The sequence below is a fragment of the uncultured Parabacteroides sp. genome, assembly GCF_905196875.1.
Lineage (GTDB): Bacteria > Bacteroidota > Bacteroidia > Bacteroidales > Tannerellaceae > Parabacteroides.
In genome coordinates, this window is sequence record NZ_CAJJWO010000002.1 from 114,322 (window position 1) to 125,546 (window position 11,225).

Genomic DNA, 11,225 nt, shown 5'->3' on the forward strand with positions numbered 1-11,225 from the left:
AAAAAACGGCCTTCCTCTTATTACCCTATAGCCTATCGTGCAATACCCTATAACGTATCGCTTTTCACACTATAGGGTGTTGCACGATAGGTTATAGGGTAAATTGCTGACAGATAACAGATAATGATAGTTGCGGCATCTTGCGGCGTTTACGGCACCCCTGCTGTTTTGCGATAGGCGCCACGCGCCACGCGGGTGATGAATGCCGGTTGCAGGCGTGAGAGGTAGCGACGGACACCCCGCTCGCCGATCCCGGCCGACTGGCAAAGCGGATAGAGATCGGATAAGGAGAACTGCTCGGGTAAACTGTCGAATATTTTCCGGAAATTGTCCGGACAACTCAGTTCGGGTGTCTCGGTATCCGCTTGCAGCTGCGTCATCAAAAGACGGCTATGCTCGATGCAAACTCCGGTGATCGCCATCGCCGCCCGGAAATGGAGATCGCTGCAGAAACGCTCGTCTACCCCGTAATCGAGGCTGGCGGCATCGAGAGCGGTAAAGATCATACAAAGACGAAATGTGATCAGCCCGTAACGCTTCACGACACTCAGGAAATCATCACTACCAAATACATCCGATTCATTGAGCAAACGTCCGAAATGACGGTTCAGCTCCTCCCACTGCCTGACAGTCAGGCGTACCTGCAAACGACGTTTACGTAATAATAAGGCTACATCTTCAATCTTTTCGGAAAGTCTGTCCAGATGAGATTCGAAATCTATCGTCTCTTCCCCGGGCGACACGTCTTGCCAGACAGCTTTGCTGCGGCAGGTGTAGAGCAACAGGCGGCTGACCAGCCCGTTCTCCGTATTGGGTATCAGACGGGGAAACTGTCCCGGGGTACCGGCCAATAGTACCGCCAGGCGGGGACGGGGGATACGGATCATCTCATTATCAGTCTTGCGTGACGAAGCCACAGGCTCGTGGTGGAATGCCTTGCGCAGCAGGTCGTCGAATTGCCCGTAATCCTGCCGCGAAGCGCTGATCAGGGTGTCGATTTCGCTGTCTGCCATCAGGCCACCTATTTCGCCGTTGTCAGCCAGATGCACCAACAACTTGGCTTTCGTTATCTGGGTAGGGATCAGGAAATAGCAGGTAGACTCCTTTTGCGGGGCTTCTGCCATCTGTACCGCCTTTCCTTTTCGGTGGGCAGTGGCCTTTTTCAGCTCCCACTCCTCCTGTGCCTGCCGGTAAGCCTCTTCCTTTCGTTTCGTCTCGTTTTCGATCAGCGAAGCATAACGATCGGCCAGGCGGCGCATATCGTTGATACACCCTTTGCCGTTGGCTGCCGGAGCCACTTCGACAGTGAAAAGGTGAGGGTAGACGCGTTTCCTGTTATACACTCCCCAGACACCCGGCAGACAGGCACTGAGCACGGTACAGGCGGACAACAAGGCCATGTCGCGCTCGCGCGGGTCGGTGTAGAAACGGATGGCTTCGCTCAGGATTGTGGGTAGGTCGGCTGCCAGGCCGGCCGGTAAAAAGGAAGTCGATTCGCGTAGTTCTTCGCCCGAAATAAGAGGGGGTGCCGTAAGTGCCGCTTCTGTCCCGAGCGTGGCCGGTAGGGTGGAGCGTTCTTCGCTATTTCCCTGGTAGGCTGATGATAAGGCCTGACGAATCTCTTCCTCCGTAAAGTCGGGGGCGGTCAACAGGGGAGTGCAAAAAACGGCTGTCTCGTCGTAGCTGAAGCCCCGGCGGTTGGCCTCGCAGCCGAGACGGTAGACTGTCTGGTTGCGGTTGCCTTCCAGAGCCGGATGGCTGCGTAGCCAGTCGTGTACAAATACCTGTGCCGGGACGACGGACGAAGGAGAAAAGACTTCGGCTTCGGGGTTGTAGTAAGCTTCCGGATCATAGCTTACGTAGCAGCAACGGCTGATGTCCTTACAGGCACGGTCGCAGAACAGACCTGCCAGTCGCTCGTAATGGGCAGCCACTGCTGCAAAGGCGGCAGGGTGCTCGTCTCTACCGGTATCGACGGCGACAAATACTTTCAGTCCCTGGCCTCCGGGACTGACGAAGAGGGCCAGCGTGGAAGGTTGTCCGCGCAGCCGGGCAGCCAACCCTTCGGGGTCGGCCACATGATCGAAATCGAGTCCTGCGATCTGCGAGTAAGTCACCAGCTGGTTAGCCCGGTGACCGCCCTCGAACAATCCCGAGGGAGTGAAGCCCGGCAGCTGTTTCTTTTGTTGCCGGCATTCCTCCTTATCTCCTGCGGCTAAAGCGGTACGGTAAGCAACGATCGGGTATTCCCAGCGGTGGGTGCGGATCAGGATAATGATTTCTTCCAACGTGCAGGGTTTGGATGACGGTAGGTAAAGTCTCTCGAAAAAGGAAATTGAGTGTGCATTCATAATGATTGAATTTAATGGTTATACAACTTGTTAGTCGATATACGAAAGTAGCTTTTCCAATTCAGATAGTCAAGCATGCGAAACGACCGGTAGCTGTTGTCATTCATGCCTCTCATGATAGCGTGGCTGGCTTTTGCAGGTATAAATGAAGAGTATGCCGGTCGTTTCGTATGCGGGGAGCGAGTAAATATTTATTTACCCAGTTCCCTATTCTTGTCCGACATGTAATAATAGCGGGCGATGGTGGCTTCGGTGACTTCGAAACCGAAGATATCGCAGAGTAGCCTGAACAGTCGGCCGTCGTGCATACAGCCAGGAGTGTTTTTCAGGATATGGTCGATGTCTTTCAGTGCGAAGCTGATGGAAATCTGTATCGCTTGCGGGACATGCTGCCTGTCTTCGGGATAGATAACAGCGGCTCCCAGCTTGTTTCGAAGCTCTGACTTGCAGCGTTTCAATTTCCGTTTGTTACTGCGCGACAGCTTGCCGCATTCATCTTTCATCCGGCGAAGCCGTTCGATCTCGCTGTGCAGGGCTTCCAATGAGGAAGGGGCTGCAAAAGGGGTTTCTTTTTTTTCATTCCATTGAATGTTTATGTTGTGAATATTTCTAACGACGAAGCCCCGGAAGACGAATCCCCCGGGGCTTGTTTTTGTCTGTTGTTGCTCTTCACAGAGATCGAACAGAAGAACTTTATTTCATTACTTTAGTATTAATATCGACCGCTTGTTCACCCTCACGGGGTACTTGGTTGATTCTTGTCCGATATCACCGCGCAGTCAAATTTAAATTTATTGATTATAAATAGTTTCTTATTTTACAATTGCTTTAACAGCAGCTTCACCTTCTACGGCTACGACAACTACACCAGCAGGAGCTGCGATAGAAGCGTTGTCGGAAGAAAGAACCGTGTTGGCAATTGTCTGACCAAGAACGTTGCTGATGGTAACTTTCTTACCGGCTGCACCGTTGATAGTCACTGCACCTTCAGAAGCAATTACGCTGATAGAAGAAACTGTTACATCTTCGTTAGCAACCGGGGCACGTTTAACGTTTTCTTCGATACCGAATACATCACCGTTTTCGTAACCTTTTTCTACAACCAATGTTCCGTTGATCCATTTCAGATAACCTTCGTTACTTACTTCACCTACACCATTTGCATAAGCCTTAGCGAATTCTTCTGCTGTTTCATAACGATTATCATCACCCAGATATTCCTTGTACTGAGTCTGAATCTTGAATGTCTTAGCATCGCTATCTACATAACGGAAGGCGAACTTAGCAACATTGAATGCAGGATCAGTCATACCGATCTTAACTGTTTCGCCACCCTGACGAGTAACATACAGTGTATCGTTTGTATGGAAACCTTCTACGAATGACAATTTAGCACGTTTTTCGCCAGCTTCATTGCTGTTGATATACCAGTTGTTATGAATATGATTTACACCATATACGTTAGCTGTGTCGATCAGGTTCACCAGGAAGCGACCGTAAACTGTATCGATACCACCGATGATAGGATCATGACCCGGGATTTCGCAGTCTTCAGTATGCAGGCCGAATGAAGGATTCAATGTCAACAGATACTGGTAAGTCGTATTCAATACACCATCAGCATCCCAACGGTTGATGTAAGCTGTATCAGCAAAGATTGCCGGGTTTACACTGAACTGGTTGATGTTGTCAATGTTCAGGAAGCTCAATGTGTCTTTTTCTACTACAGACTTAGCGTCACGTTTTTCATACAATACCTGTGAGTTGTTTTCGTCGCGGAACAAGCTGATAGTATCACCCCATTCGATAGCGATTTTGTGGTATTCAGATGCATCAGCAGCTTCTACTACCATTACAGAGTTGTTGTCGGGAGCATATGTCTGCATACGTTCCAAAGAACCGTTCTCTGCACTGTTTGCCAGATACATTTTGTCTGAACTTAAAACAGCATTATCTTCAGTTCCGGTGATTTCAACGAAGTTATAACCATTCGGTTTTACCTTCAATGCGAAACGAATTGCGTCATTAGCATCATCCTTATTATCTTCATCGCAAGCATAGAAATTGAACTTTGGAGTTTCATCGAATGTTACGAACTCACGGTTAGAAACTTTCTGGAAAGCATATGGAAGGATAGCCAATGTATCTTTCTTAACGTCTTTATGACCAGCAGCCAGGAAGCCGTTCTTGTCCTTATTCAATGTAGCGTATTCAGTGATAACATATACAGTGTCTACTTTTGTATACTTATTATCATCGTCTTTTTTCATTGCGAAGTGTAATTTCCACTTGTCTGCTTCTTCCTGATCTGCAACGGCACCGATCTGGTGGCTGTTGTTGTGATTTTCAATGAAATAAGCATTGTGGTTACCACCGATAGCATGATACTGACCTAAGAAGTAATTGTTGCTTCTCAGCGTATTTTCAGTTGTATGCATATAACCTTGGAAGTTGTCCTTCTTAACTGATTCTGTCAGGTAAACGATGTCGTTATAATCACCTTTCAGGTTAGATTCAGAAGTAGAATATTTAGCCACACCACTGATTTTTGCTTCCGGAGTAATATATACTTCAAACTTATCATTGTCACGTACACGCAACTGAACACCTGTAATCTTAACATTCGGATTTTCACGGTTTGTCAATGTGAATGTATTTGTACTCAGATTGGCTTTTGTCACCATCCATTGTGCTTCAGGTGCAGACTCTGCGACTGTGCTTGATGACACATAATCAGCTACAGAAGTAGGATCTTTAGCATCTACTTCCCAAGCACCTTTTGATCCATCTGAATTCTGAGCTTCTTTATTCCATACATATTGTACACCATCCTTATCGTAAGAAACAGCCAGAATACCGTTCAGCTTATAAGCTTCATCATCTTTGTTCGCATTAGCTTTCGTATCAGCATAAGTGATGTTCCACAGTTTACCCAGTAATTCTTTAACCGGATAGATATTGTTTGCACCCAGTTCGATATACGGTAATTTAGTCTTGTCTGTTACTGTTTTCACAGATGTCAGATAGAATTTCTTATCAACTTCCAATACTGAAACAGTATAGCTACCAACCATCATCTTGGCGATAACATTCGTTGTAGGATTGCTAAGATCATACATGAATTTGAATGTATTTACATAATTCTTATCACCTGCCTGATCTTTATCGTATTCTTTTTGAGAAACCCATGCAAATGTACCGACAGCATTGTCACCGGAGATTTTAGCTTTATTCAATACCAACATCTTAGCTTCAGCATCCTTAGCATTTTTGTTATCCCAAAGAACATAAGTGCTGCTTCCTGTAGAAGTTTCTTTCTGATAGATCTTACCGCTGAAGATATCGCTGTTTTCGAGAACGTCTTTGCTATCTTTTTCGATTGCGATAGTCATTTCAAAGCCTGGGTTCAGGATAGCGTCCAGCTTGCTGTTGATAACAAGCCCCATAGGAGCTTCGTAGAAACCGATAACTGCGTTTGTACCTCCGTCTACAGCTTCGCCATCTTCAGTGATATTGCCTGTTTTATGAGACAACATAACACCATTATCATACTTAGCCATACCGGTAAGTTGAGCCGTTCCGTCAGCCATTGTCCATTGGATAGCTTTGCCATCTTTGATTTGTAAGCTGGTGAATGTATAATAATAAGCAATATCATTATCATTCGTTTCGCTTACTTTCCACAGATAGCCTTTGTAATCAGAACCATCGAATGTTTCTGTTGAAACTGTTCCGTTAGTAGCAGCATACAGATATTCCATATTTCCGTCAGCCTGTAGTACGCCAACCAAAGCATAGCCGGAAGGTACACCTGCATACAGCTTCTGATCGTTAGACTTTTGAGTTCCACCAACTACGATACCGCCTGATGTATATACGCTACCATCAATTTTCTGTGGGGTTGCAGATACATACAGTGCGCCTGCTGTTGCTGTGGCACTACCTTGAGTAAACTTAATGGCACCACCAGTTGAGATTTCAACAGTCGGAGCATCAGCTACCGGTACAGTAACATAGGTTGCAGCAGCAGCTTTTGTTGTCGTTGTCGTTGCTAATGCTACCGTTTTGCCGGCACGTTCAGAAGCAACAGAGATCAGTTTGCTACCTTCCAATCTCCAGGAAGCTCTTGCAGACTGAGCAGCGGTTGGTTCTTCTGAAATCAGATCTTTTTCTTCAGTAGCAATTACATAATTGCCGTCCTCATCTGTTACAACAGAGACATAATTCTCATCTTTGAAATAGAAAGGAGCAGCAACAGTAAGTTTTCCGCCTGCGTCTGGTGTAACAGCAGTTACTTTACCGTCTGTATCAACTGTAGCATTATCAAGGCCAGGAAGATTATCGGCAGGAGTTGCATATGTAGCTGCAATGATAGCGACTGTTCCTGTCACGTTTTCAGATTCACCGTCTGCTGTTGTTAAAGTAGAAATGACCATGCCAGAAGCATCTGTCGTTGTTTTTACCACTGTACCAACAGCGCTATACAGATATGCTTTTTCAGCATCAGCCGGTTCATCAGTAGAACAAACGATACCATCGCTTGTTATCTTCAACCATACACTACCCAACTTGATAGCACCATCAGCTTCCAATGTAATTTCAGTACCACTGCTTCCTAAAGTAGGTGCAGCTGCATCAACGCCTGCAGTTAAGAGTACATCATTAGTAGCCTTAATCTTTTTAGATGCGATATCCCATTTTTCTTGAGCGTCGAAACTACTTGTGCTTGTCAAGTTCTTTAATCCATCCAAAGCAGCTGGATCAGAATCAACAGCAGCCTTCCAATTCAGAACCTTACTGTCTGTTGTCAAATCAACAACTTCTTGGGTTGAAACGATAGTACCTAAAGCGAATCCATCCTGTGTGTTTGCTGTAGTTACAGCAGCAGCATCACTTCCAAACAAACCTGCAGCAGCGACACTACTTCCTGCAGCCTCTAAAGAAAGAACGCCATCAGCAATAGACAATACTTTGCCATCAGCTGTTGTCAACTTACCCGTAGTTGTATTCAGTGTAAAGATCAAAGCACCATCAGCTTTAGCTTGCATAACCAAAGCACCATTAGCATCGGCTGCTAAATAATAAGCAGCCTCACCACTAGCAGAAGCAGTCAGGTTGTGACCATCTGTAGTCGCAACCATCTTCCAAATACAAGAGGTTCCAGCAGCAAATGTTTCGCTATCGAATGTATAGCCTGTAAATTCGCCAGCTTCATTAGTCAGAGCCACCGCTGTTACATACTGAGCCACCCCGTCACCAGCCGGCAGGATCATTGCATCTACTGCGTAGAACAATCCACCAGAAGCTAACAGCGCAGCTACTAACGTAGAAAACTTTTTGTTCATAATTCTTTAATTTAATATTAATAATAGTGTTACTAAAAAGCCTGTTTGTAGAGGATGCCTTAGCCTTGTCAATTGTTAAATGACTAGCTAAAACGTTCCTTTTTTCTAGTCATGTTTTTGGGGGAGATTTGACTTTGTGTAGAAAAGGGCTAATTTTATACTAACTTTGCTATCCGGTTGATAAGAAAGCACATAGATTAGGTAAAATAATTTGAAAAAGGATTGTAGATTTAAAATTAAGCTATACCTTTGCATGACTAGAAAAAAGGAACGATTTTTCTAGTCAGTCATTTTTACTCTTTATCCTTTATTATTCAAAAGATATATGCTTGATTATGCCATTTCCATGATGGTTTCTAAATTAGCTTCGTTATGTATAATGTACGCATGCGTACATTAGTATTATTAGTTACCTTGGGGATAAAAATCAATAGATTTCACAGAAAGACGTTTTTTGGCATAAAAAAGGGGTGATTTCCTTTAGAAAGGAACCACCCCGGATTGGGTATTTACATTAAAAGAATGCGGCTATGTAGGAATATTCGAACTAATCCGATATTTCCTGCTCCTTCTGTCGGAGCCACTCTTCGGCGACTTCTACCAGCGACTCATACCATTTCTGCCCGAATTTGCGGGTGAGAGGTTCTTTGAGGAATTTGTATAGCGGCAGTTTTTCCTTTTGGCCCAGTATCTCGGCGGCTTTGCAGATCTTCCAGCGGTCGTAGTTGACGGCGCGGAAGTCCCTGTATTGGGTAACGCGTACGGGATAAAGGTGACAGGATACCGGTTTGTAGAAAGATACTTTGCCTTCGCGATAAGCCTTTTCGATGGCACATTTGCAGGTACCGTCGTTGTCGTAGCAAGTGAAGACACAGTCTTTGCCGTTGACGATGGAAGTGACGATATCACCTTCACAGTCGATGAAGGCAACGCCTTGCTTCTTTATCACTGCCTGTGCTTCGGGTGCCAGATCGTCCCAGATAATCGGGAGCACTTTCTCAAGCTCCGCTATTTCTTTTTTGTCTAATGGGGCACCTGAGTCGCCTTCTACACAACAGATACCTTTGCATTGGCTGAGGTCGCAAATAAAATTAGCCTCGATGAGATCGAGGCTAACCAGGGTGTCTTCTATTTGGATCATTTAATCAATGATTTGCCTGTCATTTCTTTCGGCTGTTTCAATCCCATGATGTGAAGGATAGAAGGAGCAACGTCTGCCAGGATACCGTCTTCTACTTTGGCATCTTTGTTGGCTGTTACGTATACGAAAGGAACAGGGTTCAAAGAGTGAGCCGTGTTAGGTGTGCCGTCTTCGTTCAGAGCGTGGTCGGCATTACCGTGGTCGGCGATGATGATCACTTCGTAGTCGTTGGCCTTTGCAGCTTCAACGGTGTCGTTCAGACAAGCGTCGATGGTTACGACAGCTTTCTCGATAGCCGGGTAGATACCGGTGTGGCCTACCATGTCGCCGTTGGCATAGTTACAAACGATGTAGTCGTATTTCTTTGTATTGATAGCTTCTACCAGTTTGTCTTTCACTTCGAATGCACTCATTTCCGGTTTCAGGTCGTAAGTAGCAACTTTCGGAGACGGAACCAGGATACGATCTTCACCATCGAACGGAGTTTCGCGTCCGCCGTTGAAGAAGAAAGTAACGTGAGCGTATTTTTCTGTTTCGGCAATGTGCAACTGAGTCTTACCGACTGCTGCCAGATATTCGCCCAGTGTGTTTTCTACATTGTCCTTGTCGAACAGGATGTGCAAGCCTTTGAAACTGGAGTCGTACGGAGTCATCGTGAAGTACTGCAGGTTAGGAATGGTTTTCATTCCTGCTTCCGGCATATCCTGCTGAGTCAGAACGACTGTCAGTTCTTTAGCACGGTCGTTTCGGTAGTTGAAGAAGATAACTACGTCGCCTTCTTCGATAGTAGCTACCGGCTTGCCGTTTTCTACGTGTACGATCGGTTTGATGAATTCGTCGGTTACGCCTTCTGCGTATGATTCTTCCATGGCTGTAACCATGCATTCTGCCGGTTTGCCTGTACCGTTCACGATCAGGTCGTAAGCTTCTTTCACACGTTCCCAACGTTTGTCACGGTCCATTGCGTAGTAACGGCCGATGATGGAAGCGATTTTGCCGCCTGTTGTTTTCAGGTGGTTTTCCAGTTGTTCGATGAAGCCTTTACCACTCTTCGGGTCGGTGTCGCGACCGTCCATGAAGCAATGAACATATGCTTTGTCCACTCCGTATTCTTTCGCGATATCAGCCAGTTTGAACAGGTGTTCCAGTGAGCTGTGTACACCACCGTCGGAAACCAGTCCCATGAAATGGATCTGTTTGCCGTTTTCTTTGGCGTAGCTGTAAGCACGTTTGATTTCCGGATTGTCGAGGATTGTATTTTGACGACAGGCGATATTGATCTTCACCAGGTCCTGGTAAACGATACGGCCTGCACCGATGTTCAGGTGGCCTACTTCCGAGTTACCCATCTGTCCGTCGGGTAAACCTACGTTTTCGCCGGAAGCCTGCAACTGAGAGTTAGGGTATGTTTTCAACAGATAATCCCAGTATGGAGTGGGAGTGTTGTAGATTACATCATCTTTACCACGGTCGCCGATTCCCCAGCCATCGCAGATCAATAAAAGTGCTTTCTTGCTCATGATTGCCTTATTTATATAGTTTATACTTATTAAATATCTAATACCGGGCGCAAAGATAAGCATTTCTACCGTAATATTATTTCCCTTTAAAGTATTACTTTTGTGGTAAATATGGAAAAGAAGATATACTACAACGATCTGGGAACCATCCTTCTCCGTACTACCCCGCGAGCAACTCGTTATACGCTGAAGATATCAAAGGGAATGATTACCGCTACCATGCCGGAAGGCGGGGACGAAGGACGGATGTTGTCTTTTATCGAAGAGAACAGGCAGAAGCTTCTCACGGCTTTGAAAAAGCATCCGGCACGTCCGTTGCTGGATGAGACGACGACGTTGCAGGCAACTACTTTCCGTGTAGAAATATTCCGTACGGACCGTTCCAATTATTATATGACCTTGAAGGATGGGCAGCTTTGCATTGCCTGTCCGTCCGACACCCGTTTCGAGTCCGACAAAGTGCAGGAGATCTTAAAGGATTTGTTGGAAAAAGCCCTCCGCCACGAGGCCAAGCGATTCTTGCCCGGTCGGTTGATGGATTTGGCGGACCGGCATCGCTTCACTTGTACGGGCGTGCGGATTATGAACAGTAAGACCCGGTGGGGAAGTTGTAGTACGCGTAAAACCATCAACCTCTCTTTATCCCTGATGCTTCTTCCCTGGCATCTGATCGACTATGTCCTGCTTCACGAACTCTGCCATACGGTGGAGATGAACCACAGCGACCGCTTTTGGAAACTCCTGAACGGCGTGACAGATAACAAGGCGCTTGCTTTGCGGAAGGAGTTGAAAGGTTATCACATGCTGTGATCTGTCGTATTAGTCTACTATATTGCCGTACTTGTGACAATCCATTGCCATGCCCTTA

General features: G+C 46.0%; 6 protein-coding genes. 1 reads left to right on the forward strand and 5 read right to left on the reverse strand.

From position 1 onward, the window contains the following. Nucleotides 1–149 precede the first annotated feature (149 nt). From QZ076_RS01330 to gpmI, 5 genes are all read right to left on the reverse strand, one after another. A complete protein-coding gene (locus QZ076_RS01330; RefSeq protein WP_293709590.1) occupies nucleotides 150–2,351 on the reverse strand; it encodes a DUF3987 domain-containing protein in 2,202 nt (733 codons plus the stop codon). A 191-nt stretch (nucleotides 2,352–2,542) separates the two neighbouring features. Beyond that, complete coding sequence (locus tag QZ076_RS01335; RefSeq protein ID WP_293709592.1) at nucleotides 2,543–2,893, reverse strand: hypothetical protein; 351 nt, start codon at nucleotides 2,891–2,893, stop codon at nucleotides 2,543–2,545. A 270-nt stretch (nucleotides 2,894–3,163) separates the two neighbouring features. Then, a complete protein-coding gene (locus QZ076_RS01340; RefSeq protein WP_293709594.1) occupies nucleotides 3,164–7,696 on the reverse strand; it encodes a DUF6383 domain-containing protein in 4,533 nt (1,510 codons plus the stop codon). A 547-nt stretch (nucleotides 7,697–8,243) separates the two neighbouring features. After that, nucleotides 8,244–8,837, reverse strand: coding sequence for a DUF3109 family protein (locus tag QZ076_RS01345; RefSeq protein ID WP_293709596.1), 594 nt, complete (start codon nucleotides 8,835–8,837; stop codon nucleotides 8,244–8,246). Next, entirely contained in the window at nucleotides 8,834–10,357 is a 1,524-nt protein-coding gene (gene gpmI, locus QZ076_RS01350; protein ID WP_293709598.1) for a 2,3-bisphosphoglycerate-independent phosphoglycerate mutase, read from the reverse strand. The genes QZ076_RS01345 and gpmI overlap by 4 nt, the downstream gene beginning before the upstream one ends. Before the next feature lie 111 nt (nucleotides 10,358–10,468). On the opposite strand from gpmI, the gene QZ076_RS01355 reads away from it, so the two are divergent. Beyond that, nucleotides 10,469–11,167 carry a SprT family zinc-dependent metalloprotease gene (locus tag QZ076_RS01355; protein ID WP_293709600.1) on the forward strand — a complete coding sequence of 233 codons (699 nt, stop codon included), beginning with the start codon at nucleotides 10,469–10,471 and terminating at the stop codon, nucleotides 11,165–11,167. Nucleotides 11,168–11,225 lie beyond the last annotated feature (58 nt).